This window comes from [Bacillus] caldolyticus (assembly GCF_003595605.1).
Lineage (GTDB): Bacteria > Bacillota > Bacilli > Bacillales > Anoxybacillaceae > Geobacillus > Geobacillus thermoleovorans.
This window is the reverse complement of the sequence record NZ_CP025074.1, coordinates 2,867,323-2,882,932: the sequence shown is the minus strand read 5'-3', so window position 1 is coordinate 2,882,932 and position 15,610 is coordinate 2,867,323. Positions and strand designations below refer to the sequence as shown.

The following is a 15,610-nucleotide window of genomic DNA, read 5'->3' as shown; positions in this document are numbered from 1 at the left end:
AAAAAAATCCTTTAGCGCATGGACGCTAAAGGATTTGTTGGTTACAGCCGAATCGCTTCGACCGTGCCGATCGGCTTGCCAAACCACTTCCCGGAAATCTTTTCAAACAGCTCTTTCGGCCCAGTCGTGAAAAACAAATGCTCCGGTTCGCGCTCGCCGGTGTAAAGGAGCTGGCTGTGATGCAAAATCGCGCTCACTTCACGAGCTGTCTCACCGCCTGAGCAAATGAGCTTCACGCGTTTGCCCATATACGTGCGAATGAGCGGCGCGAGCAACGGATAATGCGTGCAGCCTAAAATCAGCACATCGATCGGCAGCGGTCGGAGCGGAGCGAGAGATTCGGCGACGATCGCCATCGCCTCCTGCCCTTCAAAGTCGCCGCTTTCCACCAGCGGAACGAATTTCGGACAGGCCAAGCTCTCGACTTGGACGCGCGGATTGATTGATTGAAGCGCCTTTTCATACGCCCGGCTTCGGATCGTGCCAATCGTGCCGATGACGCCGATGTGCCCGCGCCTAGTCGCTTTCAGGGCGGCGCGAGCGCCGGGATGAATAACGCCAAGCACAGGAATGTCAAGCTTCGCCCGCACGTCGTCAAGCGCGACCGCCGTCGCGGTGTTGCAGGCGATAACAAGCATTTTCAAGGGATATTGCCGCAAGTAATCAATCATTTGCCACGTAAATCGACGGACTTCTTCCACCGGCCGCGGCCCGTACGGGCAACGGGCGGTGTCGCCTAAGTAAATAATTTGTTCTTTCGGCAGCTGCCTCATAATTTCTTTGGCGACGGTCAAACCGCCGACTCCTGAGTCAATGACACCAATTGCTCTTTCCAAGTGATCGCCTCATTCTTTCGTCATTTCTTGATGCAATTTGCGCAAACAACGCTCAAAGACGACGATTTCCTCGTCTGAAAAGCTTTCAAGCACGCTCGCTAGATCGCGCTGGCGTTTCTCAATCACTTCTTCGATAATGCGCTCCCCTTTTTCAAGAAGGCGAATGCGGACGACGCGGCGGTCGTGTTCATCGCGGACTCTGGCGACAAGTCCGTTCCGCTCCATGCGGTCGACCAAGTCGGTCGTCGTGCTGCACGCCAAATACATTTTGTTCGATAACTCGCCGACCGTCAAGTCCCCTTCTTCAAGCAGCCACTGCAGGGCGACAAATTGCGGTGGGGTGATCGGATAGTTGGTTAAAATTTCACGGCCGCGCTGTTTCAAATTTGCGGCGATATAGCGAAGCAATTTTTCCAACTCGGCGACCGTTCTTTCATTCATCGCAGACGGCATACCATCTCTCCTTGATCGTTTCCGCGGCCAGCCTCAAACGGCGGCTTGCGCCGACAGCTATTCTTACTTTTCATTTTACAACACCGGCAAAGATAATCAACAAAAAAATGCGGCGGCCGCCGCGGACGAAGGCCGGACGGGCGCCAAGCCTCGTCCGGCCGCAAGGGAACATAACAGCCGGCTGTCCAACAAGGAAAGCCGGCATCGTTTATAGTTCAAGTTCGCCCATTCGAAGCAATTCAATGACAGCTTGCGAGCGCCCCTTGACCCCAAGCTTTTGCATCGCATTCGAAATATGGTTGCGGACCGTTTTCTCGCTGATAAACAGCTCTTTGGCGATCTCTTTCGTCGTCTTGTCTTGCACGAGCAATTCGAAGACTTCTTTTTCTCTTTTTGTCAAAAGCGGCTTCGATTGAAACGATTTGTCCTTCAACGGTTGTAACCCTCCTTGCTCTCAATGGGCCCGAACTGCCGGATGGGTATTTCCTCGCCATATCGTATGTGAGAGCAAGAGCGGCGGTGACGAAAATTTGCTTATCTAATAGAAAAATGGGTCTTTTTTTTCTTCATCTTTCGGTTCGCCGGAGACGGTTGGCTGCCGCTTGTCCAGAAAAACAAAAAATCCCCCTCATGTCTATTCGAATGAAGGGGATTTTGATTCTGCCGCTACACTTCGTCGCTGCCAAAGAAATCGCGGAACATTTGAATCGTCGTTTCGCGGTTTAACGCCGCGATCGATGTCGTCAACGGAATGCCCTTCGGGCACGATTGCACGCAGTTTTGCGAGTTGCCGCAGTTGGCCAGTCCGCCGTCGCCCATAATCGCCCGCAGCCGTTCGGCTTTATGCATCGCCCCGGTCGGGTGGGCGTTAAACAGCCGCACTTGCGACAGCGGCGCCGGGCCGATAAAGTTCGACTTGCTGTTGACGTTCGGGCACGCTTCGAGGCAGACGCCGCATGTCATGCATTTTGACAGCTCGTACGCCCATTGCCGCTTCCGCTCTGGCATGCGCGGCCCCGGACCCAAGTCGTACGTTCCGTCGATCGGAATCCATGCTTTCACTCGCTTCAACGCGTCAAACATCCGGCTCCGATCGATGACCAAGTCGCGGATGACAGGGAATGTGCGCATCGGCTCAAGGCGGATCGGCTGCTCGAGTTTGTCAATGAGCGCGGCGCACGCCTGGCGCGGTTTGCCGTTAATGACCATCGAACAGGCTCCGCATACTTCTTCCAGACAGTTCATTTCCCAAGCGACCGGCGTCGTTTTTTCCCCTTTGGCGTTGACTGGATTGCGGCGAATTTCCATGAGCGCCGAAATGACGTTCATGTTCGGGCGGTACGGAATGACAAACTCTTCTTCATACGGCGCGGAATCCGGACGATCTTGGCGCGTGATGATCAAACGAACCGTTTTGTTCTCGCTCATCTTACTTCACTTCCTCTTTCTTTTTGCTGTAGTCGCGCTTGCGCGGTTTAATCAACGAGACGTCAACGTCTTCATAATGGAACGCCGGACCATCTGGCGTGTAGCGGGCCATCGTCGTTTTCAGCCACTCTTCGTCATTGCGCTCCGGAAACTCCGGCTTGTAGTGCGCCCCACGGCTTTCATTGCGATGGTAAGCGCCAAGCGTAATGACGCGGGCGAGCTGCAGCATGTTGTACAGCTGGCGGATAAACGTCGCTCCTTGGTTGCTCCATCTCGACGTGTCGGTGACGCTGATGTTTTTGTACCGCTCCATCAGCTCTTGAATTTTCTCATCCGTCTTCAGCAACCGGTCGTTGTAGCGGACGATCGTCACGTTCGCCGTCATCCATTCACCGAGCTCTTTATGCAGCACATAGGCGTTTTCCGTGCCGTCCATCGCCAAAATGTTCTCCCATTTTTCCTGCTCCCGTTTCACATAGCTGTCGTATAACGTCGACGGCATCGCATCCGCCGATTTCTCGAGGCCGCGGATGTAGCGGACGGCGTTCGGGCCGGCGACCATTCCGCCGTAAATCGCCGACAGAAGCGAGTTTGCCCCGAGGCGGTTCGCGCCGTGAATCGAATAGTCGCACTCGCCGGCAGCAAACAACCCTTTGATGTTCGTCATTTGGTCATAGTCGACCCATAAGCCGCCCATCGAGTAGTGAACGGCCGGGAACACCTTCATCGGCACTTTGCGTGGGTCTTCGCCCATGAACTTCTCGTAAATTTCGATAATGCCGCCGAGCTTAACATCCAACTCTTTCGGATCTTTATGTGACAAATCCAAATACACCATGTTTTCGCCGTTGATGCCGAGCTTCAAATCGACGCAGACGTGGAAAATTTCCCGTGCGGCGATGTCGCGCGGCACCAAGTTTCCGTAAGCCGGATATTTTTCCTCAAGGAAGTACCACGGTTTCCCGTCTTTATACGTCCAAATGCGTCCGCCTTCCCCGCGCGCCGATTCGCTCATAAGGCGGAGCTTGTCATCGCCCGGAATGGCGGTCGGGTGAATTTGGATGAACTCGCCGTTCGCGTAGTAAACGCCTTGCTGATAGGCGATCGAAGCCGCTGAACCAGTGTTGATGACCGAGTTCGTCGATTTCCCAAAAATGATCCCCGGGCCGCCGGTCGCCAAAATGACGGCATCGGCTGGAAACGCTTTGATTTCCATGGACCGCAAATCTTGTGCGACGATGCCGCGGCAGATTTGCTCGTCATCCAAAACGACGCCTAAAAACTCCCAATGCTCGTACTTCGTGACGAGCCCGGCCACTTCATGGCGGCGCACCTGTTCATCAAGTGCATACAAAATTTGTTGGCCAGTCGTGGCTCCAGCATAGGCGGTCCGGTGATGCTGCGTCCCCCCGAAACGACGGAAATCAAGCAACCCTTCCGGCGTCCGGTTGAACATGACGCCCATCCGATCGAGCATGTAAATAATCCCCGGCGCCGCTTCACACATCGCTTTGACCGGAGGCTGGTTCGCCAAGAAGTCCCCGCCATAGACGGTGTCGTCAAAATGCTCCCACGGCGAGTCGCCTTCCCCTTTCGTGTTGACCGCTCCGTTAATGCCGCCTTGGGCACAGACGGAGTGAGAACGCTTTACCGGAACGAGCGAAAACAGTTCGACAGGCACTCCTGCTTCGGCGATTTTAATCGTGGCCATCAAACCGGCCAGCCCACCGCCAACAACGATGATTTTCCCTTTTTTCATAGCTACTCACTCCCTAATAGATTGCTGCTTTTGCTTGCATGCCGCACGTTTTGCCTTGCCGGCCCGCCATCGACCAAGCGATCGTTCGGCGAACGGCTAAGACGCGATCTGTCACGAGCCAACGCAGCAGTTCATCGTCGAATCATTCCCTAGGAATGGAACGCTTGTCTTACGCAAACGCCAAGATGGCGCGAATGCCGACAATGGAAAGCGCGATGAAAATGATCATCGTAATGTACGTAAATACTTGCTGCGAACGAGGGGACACCGTCAACCCCCAGCTGACGCAGAACGACCATAAGCCGTTGGCGAAGTGAAAGACCGTGGACAAGATTCCAACAATATAAAATCCGAGCATAAACGGATTGTCGACAATGTTGGCCATCATATCGTAGTTCACTTCGGCGCCGAATGCGGCTTGCACCCGCGTTTCATACACATGCCAGACGACAAAAATCAATGTAATGATGCCGGTGATCCGCTGAAGCATGAACATCCAGTTGCGAAAATAGCCGTACTGGCGAGTGTTGAATTTGGCTGTAAACGCGATATAAATGCCGTATACAGCGTGGAACAACAATGGAAGGAAAATAACAAAAATTTCAAGAAAATAGCGGAACGGCAAGTTTTCCATAAACGCCGCCGCCCGGTTAAACGCTTCCGGCCCACGGGTCGCAAAATGGTTGACGACCAAGTGCTGCACTAAAAAGATGCCGACGGGAACAACCCCCAGCAGCGAATGGAGCCGGCGATAGTAAAACTCGCGATTCCCTGCCATTATGTAAACCCCCTTCAATTGAATAAAAAATATGTCCCTCTCGCTCGCCATGCGGAAACGAAAACGCCTTCCATTCCCTTATTCGCTTTGTCACATTCATTGTACTCCCACATTGTACAAGCGTCAAGAAAACACTGCCACAAAATGTTCAAACATTCTCATAGTTGCGCCACCTTAGGAAAGAGGATGCACTCCGGCAGCAATTCAGCTATAATGGGGAAATGGATAGAAAGAGGGGAAAACGATGAAACAGCCACCATTAGAGGATCAATATCAAATGTTTGGGTCGATTGCGCTTTCCGCATTCGGGGCTGAGCTGCTTCGCCATTCGCTTCTTCCCGAGCTGCTTGGCAAAGATGCCGCTTCGCTGCTGTACTGGGCCGGCAAACAGCTGGCACGGCGCTACCCGCTCGGAACGCTCGATGACGTCGCCGTATTTTTTGAACGGGCGGGCTGGGGGGAGCTATCAACCGGCGAAGAGCGAAACGACGAACTATATATCGAGCTGTCAGGCCCCATCATCGCCGCCCGCTTTTCCTTGTACGGCAGCTGCTCGTTCCAACTTGAGGCTGGATTTCTCGCCCAGCAAATCGAACAACAAAAGCGGTTCGTCACCGAAGCGGTCGAACTGCCGCCAAAGCGGGACGGCAAAGCGCGCATTTTGGTGAAATGGGATCGGAAGCAGGCGATCGAATGAAATGTAGGCAACGGGCGCCCGCTCGCAAAACGGGCGCCCGTTCAGCCATTATTCATGCAGTTTTTCATAGATTTTCTCCGCCACCGCTCGCGGAATGTTCGCCCGCTGCAACTCTTCCACCGTCGCCTCTTTCATCTTTTTCACAGAGCCGAAATAATTCAAGAGTGCTTTTTTCCGCTTTTCCCCGACGCCGGGGATGTCATCAAGCACGGAATGGAACATCGTTTTCTGCCGCGTCTTTCGGTGAAACATAACGGCAAACCGATGCACTTCATCCTGGATGCGCTGCAATAAATAAAACTCTTGGCTTTGCCGGTCAAGCGGCACGACATCCGGCGGGTCGCCGGCCAAAAGCTCTGATGTGCGATGTTTTTCGTCTTTCGCCAATCCAGCCAGCGGCACATCCAGTCCAAGTTCGTTTTCGAGCACATCCCGCACCGCCGACAAGTGGCCTTTGCCGCCGTCGATAATGATCAAATCGGGAAGCGGCAATCCTTCTTTCAACACGCGCGTATAGCGGCGGCGCACGACTTCGCGCATCGTTTCATAATCGTTCGGCCCCGCGACCGTTTTCACCTTATATTTCCGGTATTCTTTTTTCGCCGGCTTGCCATCGAGGAAAACGACGAGCGCCGAGACCGGATCGGCCCCGTAAATGTTCGAGTTGTCAAACGCCTCGATGCGGCGCGGCGCCGGAATGCCAAGACGCTCTCCGAGACGTTCGACCGCTTTGATCGTCCGTTCTTCGTCCCGCTCGATGAAATAAAATTTTTCTTTCAGAGCAATGGCCGCGTTTTTGCTCGCCAGCTCAACAAGCTCTTTTTTCTTCCCTTTTTTCGGCTGGACGACGGCAACGCCGAGCAATTCGCGGGCGAGCTCGCCGTCAATGTCGGACGGGAGGACGACTTCTTTTGGCTTCAAATGATGCGCTTTCGCATAAAACTGACCCAAAAACGTAAGCATTTCCTCATCCGGGTCTTGGTAAAGCGGGAAGATCGACACGTCGCGCTCAATCAGCTTCCCTTGGCGAAGGAAAAACACTTGCACGCACATCCAGCCTTTGTCGTACGCATAGCCGAATACATCGCGGTCGATGAAGTCGTTGAGCATCATTTTTTGCTTTTCCATCGTCATCTCAATCGCCGCGATTTGATCGCGGTATTCTTTCGCCCGTTCAAACTCGAGCGTTTCCGCCGCCTCGTGCATTTTCTCGGCCAACTCCCGCTTCACGTCTTCATACCCGCCGTTTAAAAAGCGGACGATTTGTTCAACCATCGCCTTATTTTGTTCGTCCGACACCGGGTGGACGCACGGGGCGAGGCATTGGCCCATATGGTAATACAAACAGGCGCGCGAAGGCAGCGTCGAACATTTGCGGAGCGGATATAAGCGGTCGAGCAGCTTTTTCGTTTCGTTCGCCGCCTGCACGTTTGGATACGGGCCGAAATATTTGCCGCCGTCTTTTTTCACTTTGCGGGTGATAAGCAGGCGCGGATGCTTTTCTGCGGTGATTTTAATAAACGGGTAGCTTTTATCATCTTTCAGCATGACGTTGTATTTCGGATCATGCTTTTTGATCAAATTCATCTCCAAAATGAGCGCCTCGGCGTTTGACGAGGTGACGATGTATTCGAAATCAGCGATCTCCTCAACAAGCCGCTGCGTCTTGCCGTCATGCGTCCCGGTAAAATACGAGCGGACGCGCTCTTTCAGCGACTTCGCTTTGCCGACGTAAATGACCGTTCCGTGTTTGTCTTTCATCAAATAGCAGCCCGGCTGCTCCGGCAGCACAGCCAGTTTTTCTTTCAGCCGCTCGTTCATTGGCCATCACCTCACTGCTCCATCAACCCATTCGTACAGCGTAATCGTCCCATACACCGGATCAGCAAGCAAACTGGAACGATACGTTTTCATTTTGCGCACATGGCGGGAAACATCGATCCCTTGAGCCTCGAACCCTTGGACAACGTGATTGGTCATATATATCGCAGCATGGCGGTAGTTTTCTTTGTCTTGCAAAAAGAAGGAAAAATGGAGCACGTCTTTATGTGGAAAGGGCACGTTCAAATAGTCTAGGACGCGCGTCTCTTCCCACGTATATACCACAAACGGCTGCCGTTTGTCACGCAAATCGTCCGCAAGCTGATACACTGCTGGCGGCGTCTTTGCCTGCTCGCGCAACAGCCCGATGCCGATTGTAGACTGCAGCATCACCACTGCCGCGGCAAGAACAAACCGCCATGTCCGGGGCGCGGCCAGCAGCCGCCCCCACACGAAAACGAGCGCAATGTGAACGAGCGGAAGGAGATGACGCGGCTTGTCAATGTTTTGTCCGAAAAGCGCCCACAAAGCATACAGCAACGCGGAAACGACAAGCGGGCGCGGAAGCCCCAACCGCCCCGCGCGCCAGGCGATGGCGCCGACCACTGCATAGGCAGCCAGCAGCCAAGCATTTCGGCTGGCCATGCCGGTCCAAAGAAAGTTGTCAAGGACAAAGCGGCACACCCGCTCCCAAAATGGAAGAGGGCTCGCCGCCGCCGTTCCCCCCCAGTCGCTGAAATGACCGACAACAAACGCAAAGCCAAGCTTGAAAAACGGCCAAAGGCCGCCTTCCGTCGCCGCGACCGCTGCCACCCAAACAAATTGAAAGGCGGCCGCCGCCAACAGCGATGCCGCCACGCGGCCGAGGCGGCGGTGCGTTTTCCAGTCTTCATGCCAAAGCAACAATAACGCCGAGGCAAAGGGGATGTACGATAGGCGAACCCCCATGAGGATGCTGAATAACGCCATCGGCAGCAGCTGCGCGGTCCATGCCATTCGCCGCCGCGCCCATTCCACGGCCCAGATGTACCACCAAAGCACGCCGAGCGCCGCACCGTCTGACATCGGTCGGGCGGAGGCAAGGAGCACGTAGCTTGAAGAGAGCACCGAAAGCGCCGCCCATAACGCCGCTGGACGCGGCATATGCCGAGCAAGCAGCAAAACGATGGGAAAGGCGGCGGAAAACAACACGAGCACATTCAAGATCGAAAGCGCTTTGGCCGGATTGGCAATGAAAGCGTGCACCGCCATGCCCCCGAGGACGAAATACGGATAGCCTGGGAAATGCGGCTGCATGGCTAACACATCATAGCGCCTAAGCGCCAAGGCAAAATCGACTTCATCCCATGTGGCCGCATACGGGCTCGCCCAATACAAACAGGCGCCAACCAACAAAGAGGCCGTTCCGACACCAAAGCCAATCCAAAAGCGGTCGCCGAACCGTTTGTTCACCGTGTTCCCCTCCAAAGAAAAAGTACAAGGCGCAGCGGCCTTGTACGTTACATGACGTTTTTTGTTTTTTCCTCCAAAGCGGCAATCGCCGGTTTCTCGACCACAGCGCTCTTTTGACCGCGGCGGCTCGTCACCAGCAAATACACGACGGCGAAGTAGCCGATATAGGCGATCACTTCTTCAAGCGACGGCATCGCTGAATAGCCAAACAACGCTTTTAAAAAGACGCCGACTTCGCCGGAAAAGACGGGGGCGACGCCATGATCGCGCACGTAATGTTCGTAGTCAATCGGATGTTCTGGAAGCAGCCATGTCAAATCATATACATGCGGCATGACGCTGCCGATGAGCCCAATGTCCTGCATCATCGAAATGGCTTGCACGAGCAGGCCAGCGGCGATCAAGACGATAAAAGCTCCGGTTACTTTAAAGAATGCTTTCAGCGGAATGCGCATCGTTCCTTTAAAGAAGAAGTAGCTGACCAAAGCGGCAATGGCAATGCCTGTCGCCGCTCCCCAGCCTTGTATGGCCGCGCCGATGTTGCCGTGCGTGATGGCAGCGAAGAAAAAAACGGTTTCCACTCCTTCGCGCAGCACGACTAAAAACGAGTGAATGACCATGCCGGCGACATTGCCGGCGGTAATAAACTGGTCCATTTTCCCTTCAACGTTTTGTTTCATGTCCCGGCTATGCTCGGCCATCCAAAACACCATCTGCGTCAAGAGCAACGCGGAGACGATCATGATGCCGATTTTTAAGTAGATTTCACTGCCCATCGCGGCAAATCCCGTGAACACGACTTGAAACAAAATGGCCGCCCCGATGCTCGCCAACACGGCCAAACCAGCACCAAGCCATACGTACTTCGTGTATTCGCGGTGATCGACACGTTTCAAATACGATGTAATGATGCCGACGATCAGCAGCGCTTCCAGCGCTTCACGAAACGTAATGAGCAGCGCTTGGACTTCCATGTCTCCGCCTCCCCTTATATTTGGACTAAGCCCGTTTCCGACGCCGCACATAAATGAGAGCCGCGCCGAGAACCACAATAACGATGACAACGAGCGGAATCCAGTTTTTTACTTTAGACAAATCGGTCCACTCTTTCTTTTGCACTGCATCCGGCTTTTCTGCAGCGTTTTCCGAAAAATGGCCGACTTTTAGGCTTTTCAGGCCGAATTGCTTCTGCAGCGTTGTTAAAATCGTCTCTTTGCTTTTCTTAAACACGTTGATATCCGATTTTTTCTCGCCGACACCGAACAGCCCCGGGTTGCCAAGCGACTGAAGCGCCTTGTCAAACTCGGTGCGCAGCTGTTTATCAAGTGCAGGGTCTTTCCCTTGGATGACCGGCGACAGCGCTTCATACGTCGCAAACGCCTTCGCCAACAGCCGCTTGCTCGTGTCGTACTGATCAAAGTTTGCCTCAATATTGTCCAAACGGCGAGCGATATTGAGCACTAAAATGTTTTCCATGTCCTTGATCACCGTTTGACGGTCCTTCGCTTCGATGGCCGCAAGCACCGCCTTGGACGGCTCAGGTCCCATATGCATGTCGATTTCTTCTTTTACGGTTTCGAAAATTTCCTTCGCTGCAGCAAAGTTCGGCGGCTGCTCGTTCAACTTTTCTTTCATCTCTTTATACGCCTCAGCAACCGCCTCTTTGTTCGGGTCTCCATACGAATAGGCGAACGCTTTCAGCGGAATGAGATTGAGAATAATGATCACTGCTATGTAAAAAAAGAAACGAAACGATTTCACGTTCCCTTCTCCCTCCATCAAGATCAATGATAATCATTATCATACTTATTGTCAATAAAAAATCATCCATCGTCGAAAAGGCTGGTGAAAAAACGATCATCTTCCTCAATCCATCGTTCGCGATTAGAGAGAAAAACAGGATTCCTCAAGTTGAGAAGTAGATCCGCATGTCTTATGACATCACCCGCCTTCTAAAAGGCTGATGATTTAGTGCAAAATACTGCTGATTCCATCTATTTCTCAATTAGAGAAACTTCGCAGAATCAGCTTTCTTTTCTGATGAAAATGCCGCCGATTGGCGCGTGAATGCAGTTTTTCGCCTGCCTTCTAAGCGCGAACTGCCTTACGAGCAATGGCGCGCCCGCTCTTGGGAGCGCCCATGCCCTTCTCGATCGACGGCCACCTTTTTCACCGGGCGGCGCATTTCCTTCCAGATGGCCGGGATGACCGCGGTCATATAGGCGGTGAACTTGATGAACGAACGGCCGGTCGTCCGCACTTGATAGCGGATCGGCACTTCTTTCAAACGAAACCCTTTGCGCACTAAATTGAGCGTCAACACTTGGGCGTAGTTGTAATCGTGGATGATTTCCGCCTCCTCCATCGCGTGGCGCGAAAAGGCGCGCATCCCCGACTGTCCGTCATACAGCCGCTGTCCTAGAAGAAGCGACTGCAGCCAAGTGAACAAATAATTCCCAAGGCGGCGATGCCATTTCATGCCGCGAATCGTGCCAAGGAAGCGCGAGCCGATCGTATAGTCCGCTTCACCGGTGAAAATCGGCGCTAAAAGGTCAGGAATTTGTTCCGGCGGATATTCGTTGTCAGCATCGATCATCACGCCGATATCCGCGCCAAGACGGACACACTCTTCAAGCCCTCGCCGCACCGCCGCACCGAGGCCGCGGTTTTCCGGCAGGCGGCAAATGATATCGGCCCCCGCTTCTTTCGCTACTTCGGCCGTTCGGTCCGTCGATCCATCATCAATGACCAAGACGATGACCTCTACATCGGGATGAAAATGACGCGGAATGCGGCGGATGACATCTCCAATCGCTTCTTCTTCATTGTGCGCCGGCAAAAAGACGATGACGCGCTGCTTCTTCATCGCTCTCCTCCTTTCTCATCGCCTCGATCAAAACCGGACCACGGCTATGGCTCGGATACGGCGCGCCGAGCAAATAGGCGATCGTCGGCGCCAGCGAAACGAGGCTTTTTTTCTCATCGACTCGTTTTCCTGCCTCAATCGCCGGGCCGTATAGAAAAAACGGCACATACCGCTCCCCTTCATCGAGGTGGCCGTGGCCGCCGATGCCATCCGCTTGGCCATGGTCGGCGCAGACAATCAATGTCGCGCGCTCGAGCTCGCCCCGTTCCTCAAGCCAGCCGACAAACTCCGCGATCAACGCGTCGGCTTCTTCAATTTTTTCGATATACTCGTCATACAGCACACCGCGGCTATGGCCGGTCTGGTCGGTGGCGATCAATTGCACGACAAGCAAGTCCGGGTGCTGCTCTTCCACAATGCGTTTCGCCCGCTCGATGATATAACGGTCGGCGAGGTCGTTCGGCATGACGGCCGTCACCGTTTCGACATCGTCGCCGAACGAATCGACCAAATGAGCGATGCCAAGCAAGCGGCCTGTTTTCCCTACTTTGCGGAGCGAGTCGAAGATCGTTTCCACTTTCGCTCCGAGCTTCCATACCATATTCGAGCGAATGCCGTGCTCAAACGGATACGTCCCCGTCAGCATCGAGGTGAAGCAGACGACCGTGCGCGCCGGATAGACGGTTTCCATTTGCGCAAATTCCGTCCCTTGCGCGCGCAGCCGCTTTAAAAACGGGGCGTTGGCCGCTTCAAACCGGTCTTTGCGCATCCCATCAATCACGATGACATACACTTTGTCACTGACCGGCGCGGTGGGACTCGGCACATTGTTCGTATAAGTCGGAATGATCTCCGGCTGCCAGTCGAACAAATTCCGATGCAAAATCCATGAAAACAGCCACACCCCAGCGGCAAACAGCCAAAGCGCCCCGCACAGCGGCGCCAAAGCCGCTCCTTGATCGATCTGCTGCGAAGCGTATTCCCATACGGACAAAAGAAGAAAACATTTTGGCAGCTGCTCTTGGGCGTTGCCGCTGGTCGAATCGCTGTTTTTCAGCACCAGCTTCCAAAAGCGGGTGAAATTCCACCACGACGTGCCGATGCGCAAATGGTAATACAGCGTCCCCCAAAAAAAGACGGTAAAGAAAAAGTAAAGCCCCGACGCCAACAACAACAACGACGCATCAGCGAACGACCAAACGATGAGAAACACGACATAAGGGATCCATAAATAATTGCGCAAAAACAGTGGATAATCGTACACATAATAGACAACAAACAACGGCAGCACCGCCGTCAGGCCAATCAGCCATGTCCATGCATGGCCGCCCATAAGATCAGCGGCATGGTAGATGCTCATCGTTCCCACGACAAAAATCGGCGTGAACGGCTTTCCTTCATTCAGCAAATTCCAGCAGCGCGCCGCGATTTTTTCGAATCGTGATGCTTGTTTCATCGCTTCTCCCTTTCCTTTTTCCATACACCCCGCACCATCTGCCAGTCGGACCGCCAAAACCACAATACCGCGGCACCAGCGGCGTAAGAAAACAAAAACTTAAACGCATGGGTCAACACTGCCGCCGCATATGCTTTCTCCCACGGTGCGCCGAGCCGGGTCAACGCAAACGCCATCACCGCCTCGTATGTTCCGATCCCGCCGGGGGCGACTTGGGCGATCTGGCCGGAAATGGTCGCGCTGTTTGCCCACACCGCCTGTCCAAAGGAAAGCGGGATGCCGACTGCTTTCGCGATCACGCCAATGACGGCCGCTTCACACAACCAGCTCGCCGCCACAGCCGCAGCGATCTCCACACCGCGGCGGCCCTGCAACACCGTCCGCCACCGGCGCCATAACCGTTCGAGGCGGAGCGGACGGCGAAACATCACGAGCACAAGCGCTCCCCCTGCGGCGGCCGCCCCCGCCAGCGGAAGGCCGGGAATCCGATGCATGTACACATACACCCCCGCTGCCGCAAAAACGCCCAGCACGGCCATGTCCAATAGCCGCATGACCGCAACCGACTCAATCGCCTCAGCGGCGGAAACACCCGGCTGACGGGCAAGCACAGCGACGCGGGCGGCATCGCCCATTTTGACGGGGACGAGATGATTGATCAACAAGCTAAGCAACACCCCACGCCAATAGATGGAAAAGACGAGCGGTTTCCCGACATATTGCTTCCATGCCCATGCCCGCAGCCAAAAGGACGTGCCATACACAAAGACCGCAGCAGCCATGGCAGCCGGATGGCGGGCCAGCCCGGAGAGATGCCGAAGCAACGCACGGCCGTCGAAATAGCGATACGTCAGCCAACCAAACAGAACAACCATGGCCGCTCCGGCAACCTGGAGCCCCGCCTTGGCCGCCCTACCGCTCATATTCACGCGCCCACGCCACCGTACGGGCGAGCCCTTCGGCAAACGGCACGTTCGACCGGTAACCAAACGCCCTTTCCGCCTTTGTGATGTCCGCCCATGTTGCCTTCACGTCCCCTTTTCGCTCCGGCGCGTGCACGATTTTCATATCGGGAAAGTGCTTCCGCAACTCAGCGAGCAACTGCTCCATGGTGACGGGCGCCCCGGCGCCCAAGTTGAACACTTCGCTTCGCCCGCCGCTGCGGTGAAGTGCTGCGATCATGCCCTCCACAATATCATCGATGTACGTATAATCGCGCGCCGTCCCCTTGCCATACACGACAATCTCCTCGCCCGCCAGCAATCGGCGCAAAAACGTGCCGATCGCCATATCCGGACGACCCCACGGCCCGTAAACGGTGAAATAGCGGAAAATCGTCATTTGGTAGCCATACAAATGGGCATAGGCATGACAAAACGATTCCGCTCCGTATTTCGCCGCCGCATACGGCGACACGACGCGGCCGTCAGCCATCTCTTCCCGGAGCGGCACATTGCCGCGGTCGCCGTACACCGATGACGATGAGGCAAACAGCACATGCGCCGCCCCCGCTTCCCCCGCCGCCGCCAACACATTGACCGTCGCTTTGATGTCATAATCGATATACGCGAGCGGCTCCACGAGGGAATACGGCACGCCCGGCAGCGCCGCCAAATGGTAGACGACATCGGGGCGAAACTGGCTGAACCAACGCTTCGTCGCTTCCCCATCAAGCAAGTCGAAGCGGGCAAGCGGCACCCGGCCGCCGGTGAGCGCGTGAAACTGCCGCTCCTTCCGCTCAACAGGATAGTACGGATGAAAACAATCGATCGCTGCCACTTCATGACCTTGTTCATGCAGACGAGCGGCCAAATGACTGCCAATAAATCCGGCTCCTCCAGTGACAACAATTTTCAACGGTTTCACCCCATTACAAAATGGACTATCCATCAGCATCTTACCACAGCCGCTCGGAAAAGTCGCGGCGCCATGAAAAAAACCAAACGTTTCCGGACAGACGGCTGCCCTGAAGGCACACAAGCTGCCTGACATCCACCATCGAGCACTCTGCCGACATCAAATCCGCTGCCTCCTTCGTCAAACAAGGGCGTCCACAGGACGCCC

Annotated in this window: 15 protein-coding genes; 1 reads left to right on the top strand and 14 read right to left on the bottom strand. The window is 54.6% G+C overall.

Going from position 1 to position 15,610, the window contains the following annotated elements; all coding sequences use genetic code 11:
• Positions 1 to 41: 41 nt before the first annotated feature.
• The 6 genes from racE to CWI35_RS14910 all read right to left on the bottom strand — a co-directional run bounded on the left by racE (position 42) and on the right by CWI35_RS14910 (position 5,254).
• Complete coding sequence (gene racE / locus CWI35_RS14935) at positions 42 to 836, bottom strand: glutamate racemase (protein ID WP_011232143.1); 795 nt, start codon at positions 834 to 836, stop codon at positions 42 to 44.
• Between the two features lie 9 nt (positions 837 to 845).
• On the bottom strand, positions 846 to 1,289 hold the full coding sequence (locus CWI35_RS14930; RefSeq protein WP_014196465.1) for a MarR family winged helix-turn-helix transcriptional regulator: 444 nt from the start codon (positions 1,287 to 1,289) through the stop codon (positions 846 to 848).
• Between the two features lie 208 nt (positions 1,290 to 1,497).
• Positions 1,498 to 1,722: a helix-turn-helix domain-containing protein gene (locus CWI35_RS14925; RefSeq protein ID WP_008881129.1), complete on the bottom strand. Its 225-nt coding sequence runs from the start codon at positions 1,720 to 1,722 to the stop codon at positions 1,498 to 1,500.
• Positions 1,723 to 1,955: 233 nt separating this feature from the next.
• A complete protein-coding gene (gene sdhB / locus CWI35_RS14920; protein ID WP_011232145.1) occupies positions 1,956 to 2,717 on the bottom strand; it encodes a succinate dehydrogenase iron-sulfur subunit in 762 nt (253 codons plus the stop codon).
• Between the two features lies 1 nt (position 2,718).
• Entirely contained in the window at positions 2,719 to 4,476 is a 1,758-nt protein-coding gene (sdhA, locus tag CWI35_RS14915) for a succinate dehydrogenase flavoprotein subunit (RefSeq protein ID WP_011232146.1), read from the bottom strand.
• A gap of 169 nt (positions 4,477 to 4,645) precedes the next feature.
• Entirely contained in the window at positions 4,646 to 5,254 is a 609-nt protein-coding gene (locus tag CWI35_RS14910) for a succinate dehydrogenase cytochrome b558 subunit (protein WP_011232147.1), read from the bottom strand.
• A gap of 244 nt (positions 5,255 to 5,498) precedes the next feature.
• Between CWI35_RS14910 and CWI35_RS14905 the strand changes: the two genes are divergently transcribed.
• Entirely contained in the window at positions 5,499 to 5,951 is a 453-nt protein-coding gene (locus CWI35_RS14905; RefSeq protein WP_013144566.1) for a YslB family protein, read from the top strand.
• A 48-nt stretch (positions 5,952 to 5,999) separates the two neighbouring features.
• Here CWI35_RS14905 and uvrC read toward each other — a convergent pair whose 3' ends face one another.
• The 8 genes from uvrC to CWI35_RS14865 all read right to left on the bottom strand — a co-directional run bounded on the left by uvrC (position 6,000) and on the right by CWI35_RS14865 (position 15,403).
• Positions 6,000 to 7,772, bottom strand: coding sequence for an excinuclease ABC subunit UvrC (gene uvrC, locus CWI35_RS14900; RefSeq protein ID WP_119877901.1), 1,773 nt, complete (start codon positions 7,770 to 7,772; stop codon positions 6,000 to 6,002).
• Between the two features lie 6 nt (positions 7,773 to 7,778).
• A complete protein-coding gene (locus tag CWI35_RS14895) occupies positions 7,779 to 9,224 on the bottom strand; it encodes a nucleoporin-interacting protein (protein WP_119877900.1) in 1,446 nt (481 codons plus the stop codon).
• A gap of 47 nt (positions 9,225 to 9,271) precedes the next feature.
• Positions 9,272 to 10,198 carry an FTR1 family iron permease gene (locus tag CWI35_RS14890; protein WP_011232151.1) on the bottom strand — a complete coding sequence of 309 codons (927 nt, stop codon included), beginning with the start codon at positions 10,196 to 10,198 and terminating at the stop codon, positions 9,272 to 9,274.
• Between the two features lie 25 nt (positions 10,199 to 10,223).
• Positions 10,224 to 10,985: a hypothetical protein gene (locus tag CWI35_RS14885; RefSeq protein WP_011232152.1), complete on the bottom strand. Its 762-nt coding sequence runs from the start codon at positions 10,983 to 10,985 to the stop codon at positions 10,224 to 10,226.
• A gap of 343 nt (positions 10,986 to 11,328) precedes the next feature.
• Entirely contained in the window at positions 11,329 to 12,090 is a 762-nt protein-coding gene (locus CWI35_RS14880) for a glycosyltransferase family 2 protein (protein ID WP_023633488.1), read from the bottom strand.
• The gene (locus CWI35_RS14875) at positions 12,047 to 13,546 is read right to left on the bottom strand and encodes an alkaline phosphatase family protein (protein ID WP_119878020.1); all 1,500 of its coding nucleotides are present in this window, start codon (positions 13,544 to 13,546) and stop codon (positions 12,047 to 12,049) included. The genes CWI35_RS14880 and CWI35_RS14875 overlap by 44 nt, the downstream gene beginning before the upstream one ends.
• On the bottom strand, positions 13,543 to 14,469 hold the full coding sequence (locus CWI35_RS14870; RefSeq protein WP_240432113.1) for a lysylphosphatidylglycerol synthase transmembrane domain-containing protein: 927 nt from the start codon (positions 14,467 to 14,469) through the stop codon (positions 13,543 to 13,545). The genes CWI35_RS14875 and CWI35_RS14870 overlap by 4 nt, the downstream gene beginning before the upstream one ends.
• Positions 14,459 to 15,403 (bottom strand): NAD-dependent epimerase/dehydratase family protein, encoded by a 945-nt coding sequence (locus CWI35_RS14865; RefSeq protein WP_119877899.1) that lies wholly within the window; start codon positions 15,401 to 15,403, stop codon positions 14,459 to 14,461. Before CWI35_RS14865 ends, CWI35_RS14870 begins: the two co-directional genes overlap by 11 nt.
• Positions 15,404 to 15,610 lie beyond the last annotated feature (207 nt).

Excerpts from the sequence above, each read along its gene's own strand:
- CWI35_RS14930 (WP_014196465.1), bottom strand. The coding sequence starts at position 1,289 with ATGCCGTCTGCGATGAATGAAAGAACGGTCGCCGAGTTGGAAAAATTG.
- sdhB (WP_011232145.1), bottom strand. The coding sequence starts at position 2,717 with ATGAGCGAGAACAAAACGGTTCGTTTGATCATCACGCGCCAAGATCGT.
- sdhA (WP_011232146.1), bottom strand. The coding sequence starts at position 4,476 with ATGAAAAAAGGGAAAATCATCGTTGTTGGCGGTGGGCTGGCCGGTTTG.
- CWI35_RS14910 (WP_011232147.1), bottom strand. The coding sequence starts at position 5,254 with ATGGCAGGGAATCGCGAGTTTTACTATCGCCGGCTCCATTCGCTGCTG.
- CWI35_RS14905 (WP_013144566.1), top strand. The coding sequence starts at position 5,499 with ATGAAACAGCCACCATTAGAGGATCAATATCAAATGTTTGGGTCGATT.
- uvrC (WP_119877901.1), bottom strand. The coding sequence starts at position 7,772 with ATGAACGAGCGGCTGAAAGAAAAACTGGCTGTGCTGCCGGAGCAGCCG.
- CWI35_RS14890 (WP_011232151.1), bottom strand. The coding sequence starts at position 10,198 with ATGGAAGTCCAAGCGCTGCTCATTACGTTTCGTGAAGCGCTGGAAGCG.
- CWI35_RS14880 (WP_023633488.1), bottom strand. The coding sequence starts at position 12,090 with ATGAAGAAGCAGCGCGTCATCGTCTTTTTGCCGGCGCACAATGAAGAA.
- CWI35_RS14875 (WP_119878020.1), bottom strand. The coding sequence starts at position 13,546 with ATGAAACAAGCATCACGATTCGAAAAAATCGCGGCGCGCTGCTGGAAT.
- CWI35_RS14870 (WP_240432113.1), bottom strand. The coding sequence starts at position 14,469 with ATGAGCGGTAGGGCGGCCAAGGCGGGGCTCCAGGTTGCCGGAGCGGCC.